This window comes from Parachryseolinea silvisoli (genome assembly GCF_021190955.1).
In the GTDB taxonomy this organism is placed as follows: domain Bacteria; phylum Bacteroidota; class Bacteroidia; order Cytophagales; family Cyclobacteriaceae; genus Ohtaekwangia; species Ohtaekwangia silvisoli.
Genome location: NZ_JAIOAO010000001.1, coordinates 842,175 through 859,658, shown reverse-complemented (window position 1 = coordinate 859,658; position 17,484 = coordinate 842,175). Strand labels below are relative to the sequence as shown.

18 protein-coding genes are annotated in these 17,484 nt (G+C 53.1%); 8 read left to right on the top strand and 10 right to left on the bottom strand.

Annotation, left to right across the window (positions count from 1 at the left end; all coding sequences use genetic code 11):
- Window positions 1-15: 15 nt before the first annotated feature.
- The 5 genes from K7P01_RS03695 to K7P01_RS03675 form a co-directional block, all read right to left on the bottom strand.
- Window positions 16-258 carry an acyl carrier protein gene (locus K7P01_RS03695; RefSeq protein WP_267289954.1) on the bottom strand — a complete coding sequence of 81 codons (243 nt, stop codon included), beginning with the start codon at window positions 256-258 and terminating at the stop codon, window positions 16-18.
- A gap of 89 nt (window positions 259-347) precedes the next feature.
- Entirely contained in the window at window positions 348-1,709 is a 1,362-nt protein-coding gene (locus K7P01_RS03690) for a sensor histidine kinase (RefSeq protein WP_267289952.1), read from the bottom strand.
- On the bottom strand, window positions 1,699-3,042 hold the full coding sequence (locus K7P01_RS03685) for a sigma-54-dependent transcriptional regulator (RefSeq protein ID WP_267289950.1): 1,344 nt from the start codon (window positions 3,040-3,042) through the stop codon (window positions 1,699-1,701). Before K7P01_RS03685 ends, K7P01_RS03690 begins: the two co-directional genes overlap by 11 nt.
- 271 nt (window positions 3,043-3,313) lie before the next feature.
- Complete coding sequence (locus K7P01_RS03680; protein WP_267289948.1) at window positions 3,314-4,705, bottom strand: NHL repeat-containing protein; 1,392 nt, start codon at window positions 4,703-4,705, stop codon at window positions 3,314-3,316.
- A 123-nt stretch (window positions 4,706-4,828) separates the two neighbouring features.
- Window positions 4,829-5,626 (bottom strand): hypothetical protein, encoded by a 798-nt coding sequence (locus tag K7P01_RS03675; RefSeq protein WP_267289946.1) that lies wholly within the window; start codon window positions 5,624-5,626, stop codon window positions 4,829-4,831.
- Between the two features lie 231 nt (window positions 5,627-5,857).
- Between K7P01_RS03675 and K7P01_RS03670 the strand changes: the two genes are divergently transcribed.
- The gene (locus K7P01_RS03670; protein ID WP_267289944.1) at window positions 5,858-6,727 is read left to right on the top strand and encodes a hypothetical protein; all 870 of its coding nucleotides are present in this window, start codon (window positions 5,858-5,860) and stop codon (window positions 6,725-6,727) included.
- A 39-nt stretch (window positions 6,728-6,766) separates the two neighbouring features.
- Here K7P01_RS03670 and K7P01_RS03665 read toward each other — a convergent pair whose 3' ends face one another.
- The 3 genes from K7P01_RS03665 to rsfS all read right to left on the bottom strand — a co-directional run bounded on the left by K7P01_RS03665 (window position 6,767) and on the right by rsfS (window position 10,146).
- The gene (locus K7P01_RS03665) at window positions 6,767-7,543 is read right to left on the bottom strand and encodes a UDP-2,3-diacylglucosamine diphosphatase (RefSeq protein ID WP_267289942.1); all 777 of its coding nucleotides are present in this window, start codon (window positions 7,541-7,543) and stop codon (window positions 6,767-6,769) included.
- 101 nt (window positions 7,544-7,644) lie between these two features.
- Entirely contained in the window at window positions 7,645-9,711 is a 2,067-nt protein-coding gene (gene ftsH, locus K7P01_RS03660) for an ATP-dependent zinc metalloprotease FtsH (protein WP_267289940.1), read from the bottom strand.
- 63 nt (window positions 9,712-9,774) lie between these two features.
- A complete protein-coding gene (gene rsfS, locus K7P01_RS03655) occupies window positions 9,775-10,146 on the bottom strand; it encodes a ribosome silencing factor (protein WP_267289938.1) in 372 nt (123 codons plus the stop codon).
- Window positions 10,147-10,194: 48 nt separating this feature from the next.
- On the opposite strand from rsfS, the gene K7P01_RS03650 reads away from it, so the two are divergent.
- The 7 genes from K7P01_RS03650 to K7P01_RS32045 all read left to right on the top strand — a co-directional run bounded on the left by K7P01_RS03650 (window position 10,195) and on the right by K7P01_RS32045 (window position 15,921).
- On the top strand, window positions 10,195-10,953 hold the full coding sequence (locus K7P01_RS03650; RefSeq protein ID WP_267289936.1) for a biotin--[acetyl-CoA-carboxylase] ligase: 759 nt from the start codon (window positions 10,195-10,197) through the stop codon (window positions 10,951-10,953).
- 153 nt (window positions 10,954-11,106) lie between these two features.
- Window positions 11,107-12,309, top strand: coding sequence for a THUMP domain-containing class I SAM-dependent RNA methyltransferase (locus tag K7P01_RS03645; protein ID WP_267289934.1), 1,203 nt, complete (start codon window positions 11,107-11,109; stop codon window positions 12,307-12,309).
- Window positions 12,310-12,398: 89 nt separating this feature from the next.
- Window positions 12,399-13,040 carry an ABC transporter ATP-binding protein gene (locus tag K7P01_RS03640; protein WP_267289932.1) on the top strand — a complete coding sequence of 214 codons (642 nt, stop codon included), beginning with the start codon at window positions 12,399-12,401 and terminating at the stop codon, window positions 13,038-13,040.
- 17 nt (window positions 13,041-13,057) lie between these two features.
- Entirely contained in the window at window positions 13,058-14,323 is a 1,266-nt protein-coding gene (locus K7P01_RS03635; protein WP_267289930.1) for an ABC transporter permease, read from the top strand.
- Window positions 14,324-14,360: 37 nt separating this feature from the next.
- Window positions 14,361-14,804: a hypothetical protein gene (locus K7P01_RS03630; RefSeq protein ID WP_267289928.1), complete on the top strand. Its 444-nt coding sequence runs from the start codon at window positions 14,361-14,363 to the stop codon at window positions 14,802-14,804.
- 37 nt (window positions 14,805-14,841) lie between these two features.
- Window positions 14,842-15,252, top strand: a complete 411-nt coding sequence (locus tag K7P01_RS03625; protein ID WP_254086667.1) for an OsmC family protein — start codon at window positions 14,842-14,844, stop codon at window positions 15,250-15,252.
- Window positions 15,253-15,255: 3 nt separating this feature from the next.
- The gene (locus tag K7P01_RS32045; protein WP_397310664.1) at window positions 15,256-15,921 is read left to right on the top strand and encodes an alpha/beta hydrolase family protein; all 666 of its coding nucleotides are present in this window, start codon (window positions 15,256-15,258) and stop codon (window positions 15,919-15,921) included.
- A 1,044-nt stretch (window positions 15,922-16,965) separates the two neighbouring features.
- Here the strand turns inward: K7P01_RS32045 and K7P01_RS03615 are convergent.
- Entirely contained in the window at window positions 16,966-17,289 is a 324-nt protein-coding gene (locus K7P01_RS03615; RefSeq protein WP_267289921.1) for an HPP family protein, read from the bottom strand.
- On the bottom strand, window positions 17,286-17,474 hold the full coding sequence (locus K7P01_RS03610) for a hypothetical protein (protein WP_267289919.1): 189 nt from the start codon (window positions 17,472-17,474) through the stop codon (window positions 17,286-17,288). Before K7P01_RS03610 ends, K7P01_RS03615 begins: the two co-directional genes overlap by 4 nt.
- Window positions 17,475-17,484 lie beyond the last annotated feature (10 nt).

The window sequence follows — 17,484 nt, the reverse complement described above, 5'->3', positions numbered from 1 at the left end:
GGGAATGAAGGGAGATTATTTTTTGCTGACCTTGTCCTGGATGTAGTTTACCGCCTGTCCATAGGTCTGGAGCTTTTCGGCGTCGTCGTCCGGGATGCGGATGTCGAACGTTTGCTCGAACTCCATCACGATCTCGGCATAGTCCAGGGAGTCGATGCCCAGGTCTTTTACAAAGTTTGCTTCGGGGGTAATTTCCGACGCTGCGATGCCGAGTTTTTCCGTCAATATCTTGGTGACTTTCTGGGGGATGTCTTGCATAGCGGATTCCAAATGTTTGGCAAATGTATTAAATACGGATTTTGCCTACAAATCTTTATGGGAGGCACCCTGGAACCCGGCTGAGGAGGTCAGAAACGCATAAAGAACTCGGTGCCCTGGCCGACAGTCGACTTTACGCTTAACGTTCCCTGGTGCTGGCGCATGATCTGGCGCGACAGGCTGAGCCCAATGCCCGAACCGGTCTTTTTCGTGGTAAAGAACGGTATGAAGATCTTCTCCAACGCCTCCGGATCAATGCCGGTGCCGTTGTCTTTGACGGCGATCACGGCCCGCGACTTGTCGTTCAGGTACGCGCGCAGGGCAATCGTCTTATGCTCCTGGTCTTCGAAGGATTGAATGGCATTCTTCAACAGGTTGATGGCAACCTGCTCGATCATGTTCTTGTCGGCGGTAATGGTGAGGTCCTCCGGGTAGACGGATATGCTCAGCTGGATGCCACGGTCGCTCAACTCCCTGCGGTGGAGCATCGTGAGCTCTTCCAGCATGGTGCGCACGTCGATCTGCGAAGGGCGCGGCTTCGGTATAGCCGTCAGGCTGCGGAATTCTTTTACGAAGTGTATGAGACCCTCGCTGCGCTTGCTGATGGTCTGGAGTGACAGGTGAATATCACTGAGCTGGTCTTTGGAGAGCGGTGGAGCAGTGTTCTCTTCACCCTCGAGGATGATGTATGGCTTCAGCTCTTCTTCCACCACGCCGGCCAGCGACGAAATGGGTGTTACCGAGTTCATGATCTCGTGCGTCAATACACGCACCAGGTTTTGCCACGCTTCCATTTCTTTCTCTTCCAATTCGTTCTGGATGTTCTGGAGAGAAATAAGCTTGACGTTCTCACCGCGCAATGTCAACTCGATGGCGTAGATAGAAAGCTGCACAATCTCTTCGCCGATCTTGAGGCGCGTCAGCTCACGGCCACCGGTCTTGAGGCGGGTGAAGACATTGACCAACACTTCACTGACGCTGTTGAGGTCGCGCAGGTGTGTGATGCGGTTGACGCGCAGTAGCTTGCGGGCCGCGCTGTTAAAGATCTCGACGGTGCCGTCTTCGCGAAACACCATGAGCCCGATCCCGACGTGCATGACGATGTTCTTGAAGAAGAGAAATTCGGAGTCCTTCTCGCGGCGCGCGCTGCGCATGCGCAGCATGGCCTGGTTCAGCTCCTGGTGCAGGCGCCGTACGTCAGGGTCTTCGCTGGAGGTTTTGAAAGAATAAGAGAGGTCGTCGAACTGGATGGAGTCGAAAAACGACGTCATGCTGGTTCGCGTACGATCGAGGTATTCTACCAGGAGCTTGATCTGCACCAGGCTGATTCCGACAAACACCACGGCGTACAGCCAGTTGGTGTCGTTGAGTATAAAAACACAGCTCAGGAATAGCGAGGCGGCCAGAAAGGCTACCCGGGGAATTACTGCCGATCGCCAGTTAAATTCCATACTTCTCCATTCTCCGGTATAGCGAGGCACGCGTCAGCCCAAGCTCGTCTGCTGCTTTGGATATATTTCCGTTGTGCATGTTGAGTGCTTTTACAATTGCTGTTTTCTCCACCTCGTCCAGGTTCAGGGTATTGTTGGCGGGGCCGGTAGACAGCGCACGGCTCAATAGGAAGTCGCTATCCTGTAAGCTGGTCAGGTCGGTCATGATCACGGCACGTTCGATGGCGTGCTGCAGCTCGCGGATGTTACCCGGCCACGCGTAGCGCTTGAGCTTGTCCAGGGCGTCGGGGGCGATGGTGTTCACGGGCTTGTGATATTTTTTGGCGTAGTAGTTCAAATAGTGTTGTGCCAGCATCGGGATGTCTTCCACGCGATCGGCCAGCGGTGGTACCTGGACTTCCACGGTGTTGATGCGGTACAGCAGGTCTTGCCGGAATGTGCCCTCCTGGACCATCTTGTGCAGCGGCATGTTGGTCGCACAGATCAACCGGATGTCTACCGGCAACGCCTGGTTGGCACCGACGCGCGTTACCTGACGTGATTGCAGCGCGCTGAGCAACTTGCTTTGCAGGGCCATGCTGAGGTTGCCGATCTCGTCCAGGAACAATGTACCCCCGTTGGCGAGCTCGAAGCGGCCGGGGCGGTCCTCGCGGGCGTCGGTGAAAGCACCTTTCTTATGACCGAACAGCTCGCTTTCGAAGAGCGTCTCGGTGATCGCACCCATGTCCACCGACACAAAGCTGTTGTCTTTGCGCAGGGAGCGCTGGTGGATCGCGCGGGCGATCAGTTCTTTTCCCGTACCGTTTTCACCCAGGATAAGCACGTTGGCGTCGGTCTTGGCAACTTTGTCAATCAGCTGGAATACATCCTGGATGGCCTTGCTCTGGCCGATGATCTCCGCGAAGGGGCGGCTGATCTGCTCTTCCAGCATCTCTTTTGCCTTCTTCAGCTTGTCTACTTCTTTATAGGATTGTTTCAGGCGGATGGCTGTCGAGATCGTAGCAATGAGCTTCTCGTTCTGCCACGGCTTGAGAATAAAGTCGGTGGCACCGGCTTTCAGCGCCCGCACGGCCATCTCTACATCGCCAAAGGCTGTGATCATGATCACTACCGACGAGGGGTCGTGCGCCAGGATCTGCTCGAGCCAATAAAAACCTTCCTTACCGCTGGTGATGTCCTTGCTGAAGTTCATGTCCAGCAGAATGACATCATACGTATCGTTGTTGAGTAGAAAAGGGATCTTCTTCGGGTTCTTTTCGATAATCACATGATGCCCCTGCTTTTTAAGCAACATCTTCGCCGCCAGGAGTACATCTTCATCGTCATCGATCATTAAAATTTTGCCGCCTTCATTCACGTGAGTAAGGATGATTTAGGTGTGGATAATGCTTGTAAGAAAATCTATGCCAGTAACAAAAACCGCCATTTGGGGTGTTTTAAGCCTGTACAGGTGTTCTGTGATGCACAAATATGTTCAAAAATGAACAGTTAAAAAAGCCATTCCGGGCACTGACGATCGGAATTGGACGTCGTACAATAAAACCGGCCTCTGCCACGCTCTAAAGCGCCGCAGAGGCCGGTAAAAGGAGGCGGGTGCCGTTCTGTTAGTCCTGCTCTTCTAGTGTAAATGCGTAAATGCCATTTTCCTGCGTCCGTTCGAACTGTGTCCGCAACATATTATTTTCGGGAACGGATACCGTCATTTCGTAGGTTTTGTTCGGCGATATGGTGTAGATATTGCCTTTGGTGTCTGCGAAGAGGTGAAACGTTTCTGCCGTCTCCTCCAGGAGCGCGGTTGTTCCACGCAGCGTTCTAACATTACCGGCGGTGTCGAGCACGCGGATCTTTCCGTTTCCGGTATCGGCGATATAAAGCTTGCCATCGGCGGCCATGAACAACCCTGTTACGTTGCTGAAACGGGCCTCCGACACCTTACCGTCGACGTTGCCGGCCTGGGCACTGCCGGCGAGCGTGGTCACGACACCGGCGGGCGTGATTTTCCGGATGTATGGGCCGTCTGCCACGTACAGGTTATCGGCTTTGTCGATCGCCAGTGCCGAGATCCTGGTGAATTGCGCGGCGGCGCCCGTGCCGTCTACGTGTCCGGTAGTGGTAGCGCCGGCAAATGTGCTGATGCTGCCGGTATCGTTCTTGCGGATAAAGGTCTTTCCGGATTCAATTGTATACATGATCCCTTTGCTGTCGATCTCTACATCGATGATGGTATTGAAGTCTGCTGTTCCATACCCTTCGACATACAGGGCATGCTCGAAGTCGCTTGCCGTTGAGATCAGTTCATTGCGGATGTCCTGGCTGCCGGCGATTGAATATCGCTGCGCAAAAAATACGTCCTGGTTAGGCGCCGTGGCCATGCCGATGTTAGGGATCATCTTATACATCCCCTCGCTTTTATCCGGAATGGTCAGCGGCCGGCTTTGCCGGAGAAGTCTTGCGGCCGGAACGCTGGGATTGTTCGGATCGTCGCCGACGCCGGCGAATTCGATGATGTTGAACCGGTCAAAAAACAGCGGATCCCAGGCGATTACCGTGCTGTCTGTGAAGCGGGTGAGTGATGCGCCGATACTTTGCGGAAAGGAGAACCGAACATACCGGGGTGTATACTCGAACATAGGGCCCTGGATCTTTTCCGTGCCTTCCTGGAGCTCGATCCGCCCGGAGCCTACGGCGAACGGTACCTGCAGGGTAACGTCTACCACCGTGCCCGATTGAGAGCCTGGCACCACCTTGGCGGGAACGTTCTTGCCATTGATATAGAGGGTGTGAAACAGGCGGTTGTCGACAATCACGTCCTGGTACCCATCAATGGTAACGGTAATGTAGTCGTTCGCACCGCCAGAGACCGTCTCGGTCGTTACAAACGAGACCTGGCCGGGAACCGGGTTATTATCCTCTTTGTCATTTTCATCTTCCGAGCAGGCGCTCCACACAAGGGCCAGGCATGCTGCATAGAAGGTAATCTTTAAATAGTGTTTCATAAGGATTTTAAATGATTACAAAACTACCGCATCAGCATTACGCTGCGCGGGCGAAATGGGGGGGTAACCTTACGTGAATGAGATACAGTCCGGATTCGGTCACAACGGATGTTATGACGGCGGTCAGGGTTTCTGCACGGGGTGAACTTCCAGGGTCTTGCCGTCAATGATGTACAGGCGCTCATCGCTCTGGAGTACAAAATTCTGGGATACCGGGCCTTCGGCATAATAGGATTTGGCGCCGAACAGGTTGAACAGCTGGCGCCGGCCGTTGGTGTCGAAATACACTTCTTCTCCCAGGAAGTTAAAATACCGAATGCCCGGTGCTGCCAGTGTGCGCAGATGCTTGCCCATGCTGCTGTACATGTGTAGTGCCTTGCCGTGTTCGAGTAAGAAAAGGAAGCCCTGGTATTCGCGCATATAGGTGATCGCTTCGTGTTTGTCCGCAGCGATTCCTGCCACGGGTGTTTCTACCAGTACTATGCCTTTCTGTGTATCGATCTTCTTCAGGCTCCAGTCGGCGACATCCAGTATCCATACGTTGTAATCGCCGGAGGCGCAGACCAGCCAGGGTTCGGCGGCAAAGGCGGCGTCGATGGGGTGGAGAATGCCTGCTTCAAACGAAGGATTGAGATATGTATACTGTTGGGTGGCGCGGTAATACGCAAACAGGCGCGCGCCGTCGCGTGGGTCGAAGAGTGTGGGCGGTGTAGTCACCTGCGCGGTTGCGCGCAGGTTGCCGTCTTTGTCGTAGCGTAGCAGCAGGCCACTGCGGAGCTGAAGGTAAAGCTCGCCGGGACGATCAATGAATGCTGCCGTGACACTATCCGGTAACGTGACAGCTATCGGCTTGGGCGTCTGGGCCAGAAGGGGCGTGCACGCCAGCAGCAGCATGGTTACATATAGGGTTAAAAGGCGCATTCTTTCAAGATCATCAGGTACACACAAACCTACGCAAAAATTATGCTGCGACTCGCGCCCGGGTATGTAGAATTGTACAAATCAGCGAAAATTTTATACTCTGTTTTATACAGAAAGAGCATATCATGTAATAACTTAAAGTTTCTTACATGGCGTTAATCTCCGTCCGCTTCTCACGGGACTATTAAACCAAAGTGCGTTACTTTAATGCACGATAAACTCCACACTATCATGCGAAAAATTCTTATCCTCTCATTCGTACTGGCAGCCAGTGTAAAAGGCTTTAGCCAATTCGACATCAAAAAAGACGTCCTGTTAAAGGACAAACAGCCCTATGCGCAGATCACGGGTACCTCCAAGTTTATGGAGCCCGCTAACCTGGCGGTAAGCTCTCTCAATGGTGACTCGCTGTTTACCATCAAGACCTGGAAATACACCAACGCCAATCCCAAGTTCAGAAACCTGTTTGGCTACACGGTTCGGTTCGTTGGCAGCGGTAAGTCAATGGTCCGTTTACACGACGAGGCCTATCCGCCGACGCGCAAAGACAAGATCTATAACCTGGTGGTAAAGGGCTTCACGCAAGACCTGGTAGTAAACAATGCCATTAACCCAGCGGCTGAAGCAGAGTTTCTCAAACTTGACGGTGCTCCCACCATTGCGAAAGCAGCGGAATACGAGAAAAGCATGGCTGATTATCTGAAGGCTTATTACCCAATTCCCCGCACAACTGAAGCGAAAGTGATGCTGAAGAATGTAAAGGAAGTTAAAGAGAAAGATGGCTCCATTACGCGTACGCAAGATGCTTATCAGGCTGATGTATACCTGGTAACCATTGTTACACGCCTGACAGGTGAGGCTATCTATACGCTGCAGCGTAAGAATGACAAACCATTTGTATACGGTGACGAGAAGCTGGAAGAGGCGCCGGTGGCGTTTGGTCTGGTGGCTTCGTCGGTATTTAGTTATCCTGTCGGAAATAGCTTCCCGGTAACAATTCACTCGAACGTGTCGGAGAAGGACTATGAGATTAAAGTAGCTGTTCCTAATAAGGCTGAGCAGGAGATCGCGCAGTACCTGGTCGACAATAAATTGTTGTAAGAAATAAAAACGCCAGTCGGGAGGCTGGCGTTTTTTTTATTAATCTCTTGGGAAAGTCTTCAGCACCATCGTCTCTCCGTCGTATACCCCATACGTATTAAAGTTCACCCACTCGCCGATGTTAATATACCGGGCGTGCTCACCGACCGGCAGATCCAATGGCAAATGCCGGTGGCCGAAGATGTAGAAATCGTGATGGGTCTTTTGCTCGACTTCGGTGCAGTATACCCAGAGGTATTCGTTCTCGGCTTTTTCGAATTTGTCTTCCTGCTTCTTGATGTTGCTGATGCGGCTCTTGCGCGACCAGTAGTTGGCGAGGCCGATGCCGAAGTTGGGGTGAATGCGCGCGAACAGCCACTGACACAAACGGCTGTTAAAGAACTTTTTGAGGAACTTATAGGTGTGGTCACCAGGCCCCAGGCCATCGCCGTGGCCGATCATCAGCCGTTGTGTGCCGACCGTTAATACTTGTGGATCGCGGTAAATCGGGATGCCCAGCTCTTCTGTGAAATAATCGAACATCCACATGTCATGGTTGCCGGTGAAGAAGATAATGGGGATGCCCGCGTCGCGCAGCTCGGCCAGTTTGCCTTGCAGGCGGATGAAGCCTCTGGGTATTGCGTGGCGGTACTCGAACCAGAAGTCGAAGATGTCGCCGAGCAGGTAAATGCTGTGGGCCTCGTCCTTGATGGAATCCAGCCAGCGGACGATGCGCCGCTCGCGCTGCAGGCTATCTTCCCGGGTAGGAGCGCCCAGGTGAAAGTCGGAGGCGAAGAAAATCTTCTTGTTGTGGAGCGAGGCAATCTTCTCGGGCATCTGCGGGGATCTGGGGGAATGCTTTCCGTTACAATAAATAAAAAACTCAGGACCTGCGGGGTCCTGAGTTCAAAAATAAGCGGATTATTTTAGTTTCTTATTTACGACAGTGGTGAAGCGCGCAACTCGTCGGGCTTGTCGCCTTCCAGCGTCGGTGTAGGGTCTACACCGGGCTGCTCGTTTTCCTGAGCATGTTTTTCATACTTGCCTGTGCCGTTGGTAAATTGCTGGTAGGTCGTCTGTTTTTCAAACGGACGTTTGCCGATCAGCCTTTCCAGGTCCGCCTGGAAGAGGATTTCTTTCTCCAGCAGCTCTTTCGCGATTACATCCAGGTAGATACGATGCTGGCTCAGCAGGGCCTTCGTGCGCTCATAGGCCTGGTCGATGATACCCTTCACTTCCACGTCGATCTTCTCCGAAGTAGCTTCCGAATACGGTTTTTGGAAGGAATAGTCATTGGCTTTTGAATCGTAGAACGACATGTTGCCGATCTGTTTATTCATGCCATAGACTGTCACAATGCTGTAAGCCAATTTGGTGATGCGTTCCAGGTCGCTTAGGGCACCTGTGGAGATCTTGCCGAATACGAGATCTTCTGCCGCACGGCCACCAAATGCCATGCACATTTCATCCAGCAGTTGCTCGGTCTGGTACAGGAACTGCTCCTTGGGCAGGTATTGCGCATATCCCAGTGCCGCGACTCCGCGCGGTACGATGCTGACCTTCACCAGCGGATCGGCGTGCTCCAGGAACCAGCCTGCTACTGCGTGACCCGCTTCGTGAAAGGCCACGATCTTTTTCTCTTCCGGCGAAATGATCTTGTTCTTTTTCTCGAGGCCACCGATCACACGGTCAATGGCGTCCTGGAAGTCTATCATTTCGACGGCTTTCTTATCGCGACGGGCGGCAATCAGCGCGGCTTCGTTACATACGTTGGCGATCTCCGCGCCCGCAAAGCCTGGCGTTTGCGCCGAAAGCTTTTTCGGATCTACGGTCGGATCCAGTTTGATAGGCTTGAGGTGTACTTTAAAGATTGCCTCACGGCCTACGATATCGGGTTTGTCAATGCTGATCTGGCGGTCGAAGCGGCCCGGACGCAGCAGCGCCGAGTCGAGCACGTCGGGGCGGTTGGTGGCAGCCAGGATGATCACACCCGAGTCGGTAGCAAAACCGTCCATTTCCACCAGCAGCGAGTTCAGCGTATTCTCACGCTCGTCGTTCGCACCGGGCAACTGACCGCGACCGCGTGAACGGCCGATGGCGTCGATCTCGTCGATGAATATGATACAAGGAGCTTTCTCTTTGGCTTGTTTGAACAGATCGCGTACGCGTGCAGCGCCCACACCCACAAACATTTCCACGAAGTCGGAACCCGACAGCGAGAAGAAGGGCACAGCGGCTTCACCGGCGACAGCTTTCGCGAGCAAGGTCTTACCGGTACCCGGAGGGCCTACCAGCAACGCACCTTTCGGAATCTTGCCACCGAGCTTGGTGAACTTGCTCGGTGTCTTCAGGAAGTCTACAATTTCTTTTACTTCTTCTTTGGCTTCGTCCAGGCCGGCGACGTCCGAGAACGTGATCTTTACTTTGTTCTCAGCATCGAACAGGGCAGCCTTCGATTTGCCGATGTTGAAGATCTGTCCACCGGGACCGGCACCACCGGTCATGCGGCGCATCAGCATCCAGAAACCGAAGAGCAGGAGGAACAACAAGCCCCACTGGAACAGTTGACCGACGTAGTCGCCACGGTCTTCCGACTTATATTCGGGCTTGGCGCTATCAGGCAGCTTGTCTTTAAAGACCCGGAACTCCTGATCGAAGTTGCCGGCATCTACCACGCGCACAATAAAGTGCGGGCCCGAGGCGCTGGAGCCACCGATCGGGTTGCTGTTAAGGTCTTGTTTATATTTCGCATTTTGCAATGCATCCGAAGTAAGTGTTACTTCTACGAATTTTTGATTCTGTACGAGGATGACTTTCCGTACATCCCCCGCTTTTACCATCTGCTTGAAGACGTCGTAGTCGACCTCCTTTAAACCATTCGTGGAGTTGAAATACATCACGCCGAAGATGACAGCGATGGTAGCCAGGATCACCCAGATCTGGTAATTACCACGCGGTGGTTTAGTAGGTAACAGCGGTTTATTCTCTTTTTGTTTGTCGGCCATTTCTATTTACGATCAGTGTTTTCAAATATCTACTCAATAACGTGGTGCAGGACATTTAGTTCTTTAGTCCTCGATTTCCGTAATATCGGCATCGCCCCATAAGCGCTCCAGCGCATAGAACTCACGCCGGTCCTTTTTAAAGACGTGTGCTACCACATCAATATAGTCGAGGAGCATCCACTCTTTATTGTTTTTTCCTTCGATGTGCCAGGGATTTTCTTTCAGCGTTTTGGAGACTTCTTCGTCAATAGAGTCAGCAATGGCATCTATCTGTTTATCGGAGTTACCGGAACAAACGATGAAGAAATCTGCGACGGCATTCTTTACTTTGCGGAGGTCCATCACAACGATGTCCACCCCCTTTTTTTCCTGCATGCCCTTCACGATCACCTCACTCAGCTTTTCCGAACTGGCCCCCTTCCGTTTTTTTACCATTAAACTATCTTCGTTTTTGGATTAACCCTCAAAACTAAACAAAATACCTTGTATAAAATCCCTACCAATACGCTTTTCATCGGCAAGAACCTTGTTTTTATGCCGGAATGTCACTCCACCAACACCCATGCCCTGCAACTTTGCCAGGAGCCGTCAACCCCGGAAGGTACACTGGTGATCACGGATAACCAAACCGCCGGCCGCGGCCAGATGGGCAATACCTGGGAAGCGCACGCCGGTCAGAACCTCACTTTTTCGTTCATCCTGAAGCCCACGTTCCTGCGCCCACACGAGCAATATTCACTCAATATGGCAATTTCGCTGGGTTTATACGATTTCCTATCCGCTTTTCTGCAACAACCGGTCCACATCAAGTGGCCCAACGATTTGCTGGCAGACAACCGGAAAGTGTGTGGGATTCTGATCGAGAACAGCATTCAAGGTTCGACATTAGCGCATGCTGTAGTGGGCATAGGTTTAAACGTAAACCAGGCTACTTTCAGTTCCCCCCGCGCGGGCTCGCTGCGGACGGTTAGCGGCCAATCGCATGGGCTTCAGGAGGTGCTCGACGTCCTTTTAGTGGCGCTTGAGCAACGCTATTTGTCGCTCCGGCAGGGCAAAACCGTACAACTGAAGCACGATTATGAACAAGTGCTTTTTGGGTTGAACGAGCCCAGGCCGTTTAAAACGGGGGGGGAGGAGTTTGAAGGGAGAGTGAAGGGAATTGATGAGGCGGGGAGGTTGTTGCTGGAGACGGTTGAGGGAGTAAGGGTGTTTGCCTTGAAAGAGATTGAGTTTGTTTATTAGTGAACGGAAGGCGGCCAATGTGTCTCGCCAGTCTGAAGACTGGCATTGGGGTAGGCACATTCCGATAGCTATCGGAACGCCCTCCCTTCGGTCGGAAGACTTGCGCCAGCCGGGCGTGCCTGGTGTCGATAAATCCTGTAATTTTGGCCCCTTATGAACGTATTTCAGGAATCCCGCCGCATCATTATTACCTGTAACAAGCGCTTGTCGCCGTATCTTGAAAAAGAGGTTCAAGAGCTGGGGTATGAACCGGAGCGGGTATTCCAGACAGGCGTGGAGCTGCTGGGTACTGTACGCGATTGCATTCGGTTGAACCTTAACCTGCGTTGCGCCAGTCAGATACTTTATTCCTTGCACGAGTTTCGTGTCAACAGCCCCCAGGAGCTGTACGATGTGGTGTTTAAATTTCCGTGGGAAGACATCATGGCAGGCGAAGGCTACTTCTCGGTCACCAGCAATGTCGACCACTTCACTATCAATACACCTCTCTTTGCTAACGTAAAGGTAAAAGACGCCATTGCCGATCGCTTCCGCCGCAATACGGCCCGTCGCCCGAACTCGGGTCCCGACCTCGACAAGACGGTGGTGCACTTATATTGGAAGGAAGATCGTGGCGAGCTGTTTGCCGATACGTCGGGCTACACGCTTGCCAAGCACGGCTATCGCAAGGTGCCCGGTAAGGCGCCCATGTTGGAGGCGCTGGCCGCCGCGACATTGCTGGCGGGCAAGTGGGACCGGCAGTCGCCGTTTGTTAATCCTATGTGTGGTTCCGGCACGCTGGCCATCGAGGCGGCTTTGTTGGCGACCGATCGTCGCCCGGGTTTGTACCGCGACAATTATGCTTTTATGCACTTGCTGGGGTATGACGAGAGCTTTTACCGCGACGAGCGCGAGCAGCTCGATGCCCGGGTACACGATGTGCCCGGCTTGCAGATTATTGCCAGCGACATCAGCGACGATGCCGTGAACGTTGCACAGTCCAATGCCGGCATGGCGGGTGTTGCTAACCTGATTCGTTTCGAGCGTGGCGACTTTGCGAAAACGACTGTGCCGCCGGCGCCGGGGGTGGTATATTTCAACCCCGAGTACGGCGAGCGTTTGGGTGACGTGCAGGCGCTGGAAGAAACATACGGCCGCATCGGCGATTTTCTCAAGCAGCAATGCAAGGGCTACACCGGCTACATCTTTACCGGCAACCTCGACCTGGCCAAAAAGATCGGCTTGCGCGCCAGCCGTCGCATCGAGTTTTACACGGCCAAGCTGGACTGTCGGTTGTTGGAATACGAGCTGTATGCAGGCACCCGGCAAAAAAAGAGTGAGAGTGAGAGCGAGAGTGAAGAAACGCCGGCTTCGTGAAAGCTTAACAAAATCTTTCCGCTTATCCCCGGTGGTTTTTTTAATTTGCGGGCTCCGTTTACCTTACGGATCTTAACAAATTCATCGGTATGATCTCCGTGCGCAACCTTTCTTATCAATATGACGGAACGTCCCGGGCCATACAATTCCAGGATTTTTCTATTCCCCAGGGCGAGCACGGCCTGCTGCTGGGTGAGTCGGGCAGTGGCAAGACCACGCTGCTGCACGTCATCGGCGGACTGTTGCGCAAGTATAGCGGCACGGTGTCCATTCAAGACACCGCGCTGAACGCTTTATCGGAAGCGGCCCTCGACGGTTTCCGTGGCCGCCACATCGGTTTCATCTTCCAGCGCAATCATCTTATCAGCGCCCTGACGGTGGAAAAGAACCTCGCGCTATCGCCTTACCTGGCAGGACTGCCCATAGACGCCGCGCGCATCGATCAGGTACTGGCCAGTCTGGGGCTGCAAGAGAAGAAGAAGAGCCGTATCAGCGAACTCAGTCACGGTCAGGCCCAGCGGGTAGCGATAGCACGGGCCGTGCTCAACAAGCCATCCATCATTCTGGCCGATGAGCCCACATCGGCACTCGACGATAAAAACTGTGAGCGTGTCATCACATTGCTGACCGACGTTGCCCGCCAGAACGGCGCCACACTCCTGGTCGCTACACACGACCAGCGTCTCAAAGACCGTATCAGCAACCGCATCGACCTTACTACAGCTCCGTAACCCGCGATACCACACCCATGAGCTTATTGACACTTGTCTGGAATTACCTCAAAGCCCGGCCGCTGAACACGGCCATCAATATTCTGTTGCTGTCGCTGGGCATTGCCGTTATTACCATCCTGCTGCTCTTCAGTCAGCAGCTTGAAAAGAAGATTACCGAGAATGCCAAAGGCATCGACCTGGTGGTAGGGGCGAAGGGCAGTCCGTTGCAAATCATCCTTTGCAATATCTTTCATATCGACTTCCCCACCGGCAACATCAAGCTTTTCGAAGCCGAGCGGATTGCCAAAAATCGTCTCGTTAAAAAAGCCATACCCCTTGCGTTGGGCGATAGCTACAGCACCTACCGCATCATCGGCACCAACCGGGCCTATGCCGATCTCTACCACGGCGAGCTCGCGACCGGCGCATGGTGGAAGGATGACTTACAGGTGACGTTGGGTGCGAAGGTTGCAGAACTCACCAAACTCAAGCCCGGTGATCACTTTGCCAGCGCGCACGGCTTATCGGATGGTGGTCATGCACATGAAGAACATCAATATGTAGTCGTGGGGATCCTTAAACCTTCCAACAGTGTATTGGATAACGTCATCCTGACCAATGTGGAAAGTGTTTGGAGAGTACACGAAGAACATGGCGAGGAAGAGGAGCACGATGAACACGCGGAGGAAGCGCCTGTGCGCGATTCCACCTTCGTACCGTCGCCGCTTATCCCCTCCGTGGCAAAGGGCGATTCTACGAAAGAGATTACGGCGATGCTGTTGCAATACCGCTCGCCAATGGGAGCGATCCAACTGCCCCGCATCGTCAATGCACAAAGCAGTCTGCAGGCTGCATCCCCCGCCTTTGAAACAGCCCGTCTGTTCTCAATCCTCGGGGTGGGGGTAGACATCCTGATGGGCTTCGCGTATGTATTGATTGTCATATCGGGCTTAAGCATCTTTATAGCCTTATATAACTCGCTGAAAGAACGTCGCTACGACCTGGCCATTATGCGGTCGATGGGTGCCACCCGCACCAAGGTGTTTATTTCGATTTTACTGGAGGGTGGCTTCCTGACGCTGGCGGGCAGTGTGCTGGGACTATTGGCCGGACATGGCGCGGTGATGTTGCTGGCCGGCATGGCCGAACAGGCGCAACGCACGGGTATTAGTGGACTGGTGTTTTATCCACAGGAGTGGATCATTCTGGTCGGAAGTTTGTTGTTGGGGCTGGTATGTGCGGTGATCCCGGCGGTGCAGGCCTATCGCACCGATATATCAAAGGTATTGGCCGGGCACTAGGCATGGATGTTTAATTGAAAACTGTAAATTCATAGACATGAAAAAGTGGAGTATGTTCGGTGTTTTGTTATTGCTGGCGGGCAACGTGTTGGCGCAGGCAAAATTTGATGCCTGGCATGAATTTGCCAAAACGAAATTCGAGCCTAAATACAACGAAAAGCTGGGAGAATACATTTTCTTCCCCAACTTTCCTGCCGAGCTTAAGGCCCTGGCTGGAAAGGAAATTACGGTAGAAGGATTTTATGTGCCCTTTGCTCCCGAGGACAGTCAGTACATCATTCTGTCGAAATATCCGCAGAGCCAGTGTTTCTTCTGCGGTGGTGGCGGACCCGAGTCGGTGATCGAGGTGAATTTTACCAAATCGCCGTCGCGGTTCAAGGTAGACGACGTGATTACGGTCAAGGGTAAGCTCGTGCTGAATCCCGACGATATGGATCACGTGAATTTTATTTTAAAAGAGGCTGCCGTGGTGAGTAAGTAAATGTGACGTTATTTTCAAATCAACCCCTATATATACTATGAAAAGAAGAGCAACAGCCGTTTGGAATGGCTCCGGAAAAGAAGGCAATGGCAACCTGTCCACGCAAAGCACAGTGTTGAACAAGACACAATATTCGTTTAACTCTCGTTTTGCGGAAGGCGTAGGTACCAATCCAGAAGAACTGGTGGCGGCGGCACATGCCGGCTGTTTCACTATGAAGCTGAGCTTTGTCCTGGGCGAAGCAGGCTTTACTCCCGAAGAGCTCACCACCGAGTGTGTTATCACCTTCGAGAACGGCTCCATTACCGAGTCGCACCTCGTGCTGAAAGCCAAAGTGCCCGGCATCAGCCAGGAGAAATTCGACGCCGCTACAGCGGATGCTAAAGCGAACTGTCCCATTTCGCAGCTGCTGAAGACCAACATCACGCTCGAGGCTTCACTGGTATAACCCATGGCCTCACGCGTGTATACGCCTGTTACCGGCACTGTGGTGATCTCACCCGGTGCCGGTGCTGTTTCGGTGCGGACCATTATCCCACCCGACATGGTTGCTCTCCTGGTCCTCGGTCACGGTGCCGGGGCCGGCATGCTCCATAGCTTTATGGAGTCGCTCGCACAGGCGCTTGCGGACCAGGGTATCGGTACGGTACGGTATAACTTTCCGTATATGGAGCAGGGGCGCAAGCTGCCGGACAAAGCGCCCGTGGCAACGGAAACTGTTGCTCGCGTGGTGGATTATGCGTATCAGCAGTATCCAGGTGTGCCGTTGTTGACCGGGGGCAAATCCTTTGGCGGGCGCATGACATCGCACTATGCTGCTGCAGAAGCGCCGACGTTTTTACGCGGTATTGTGTTCTATGGGTTTCCGTTGCATCCGCCCAAGAAGCCTGATACGAGCCGGGCTGACCATTTGCCTGCGATTACGTTGCCGATGTTGTTCCTGCAGGGTACGCGCGATGCGCTGGCGGAGTGGCCGTTGATCGAAGCAGTTTGCAAGACGTTGCCCACGGCCACGCTCGTGAAGATCGAGGGTGCAGATCATGCGTTTGCCGCGGGGAAGAAGGATGTTATCAGTATACTCGCTGCTGAGACGCGCCGGTGGCTCGACGGGTTGTAGTATCTTTTCTGCGTGTACTAACGTCATGGCGTTATACTGACTACTTTGTAGTGGATTGTATACTCCATTTACGAGTTGCAGGAGCTCGACTCCCAGTGTTATGAAAAGCCCTTCTTCATGCTTGGGTGTCAAGGGTGTTGTGAGCATCACCGGTGCTTCGGTGATTTTTTGTACCGGTATTTCTTCTGAGCGTATCGTGTCCAGTATATAGTTTCCTGTCTTAAAATCTATTGTGGCGATGCCGGTAATAAAGCGGAAGTGTGTGGCTCCCTTCGGGGCTTTTATCATTTTTTTGCCGGCCTGGGGTGTAATGGTAATCGTGCACGTCTCTTCTTCCTGGTCGAATCCTGTGTGATAATCGGCCTGCAAAACGTTTTTCAGGGTGGCGTCTTTGTTGAACTCAAATCCCCGAAGTAGCTGCGCATCGCCGTGCTCTGGTTTCCGCTGGCCTGCACTGCTGGTGAGGTCCGACCGCATCACCGCCATAGTGACTTTTGTCAATCGGGCGGTCATGCGGGTATCGGCTATACCGGCGAAGAGCGGTTTAAATGCTGCCCGGAGCAGTTTTACCATCCACGCGCAGTGGCCGAATTCGGCGTTATTCTCCCGCACCCGGGCGAACGCGGGGTCGGTACGGATACGTTCTGCATCTACTGATGTAACCTTTCGCACGAGGTATCCGCGGACCCTGTCGTAGTAATATACCCAGTCGCCGATCTTGCCGATCAGCTTGATAATGCCTTTTTGTTTTGCCATGCCCTACCGTTAGTGTAACACAAGATCGCTTTCCTTGCGCGGGAATGCTACTGGAATCCTGTGAGTTGCCATTAGGGAATTTGGCATTGCCTTCGGTTATCCATGAATGGAAGGGTGACACCATTAAATGGTGTGCAAGGGATGGCGTGTTTATACCTTTCGTACGGCTTTGGTACGCTTTAAGTAGGGCTTTGATACGGATAATGTGGGGAGTTGATACGGGTGATCTGGCGGGTGTTATTGGTTAAAGGTTTGCTGGCGCAGGTTGTGCGCCAGCAACTTTACGACTTACCTCCAATACCGTGGATATCTACGTGTTCTGAACATGTTATTAAACAGCAGCGCAATGATCACGATCACCAGCGAACCCGTGAGCACTGGGTAGAAGATGAAGGTCCAGTGCGGCTGCGCGAAAATTATTACCAATGGCGTGGCGCCCGCAGGGGGGTGCACCGTTTTGGTGATTTGCATGGCGGCGATGGAAGCGCTTACGCCAATGGCCAGCGAATACCAGGTGTTACCCAGGAGGTATGCGCAAAGTACAGCGATGATGGCGGCGACCATGTGCCCGCCAATAATGTTGCGGGGCTGGGCTAAGGGGCTATCGATCACACCGAAGGCCAATACGCAGGTGGCGCCGAAGGGGCCATCATAAAGGGAATGTCGGTGGTCTGCGTCAGCAGTGTCACGGCGGAGATGGCGATGAGCGCGCCAAGGGCCGAAGAAAGGATGTGTGATGGAGGCGGCGAGCCTGGGACTTGCTCCCGGGTTCTGAATTTAACGATATAGCGTTTCATGGTTGTATAG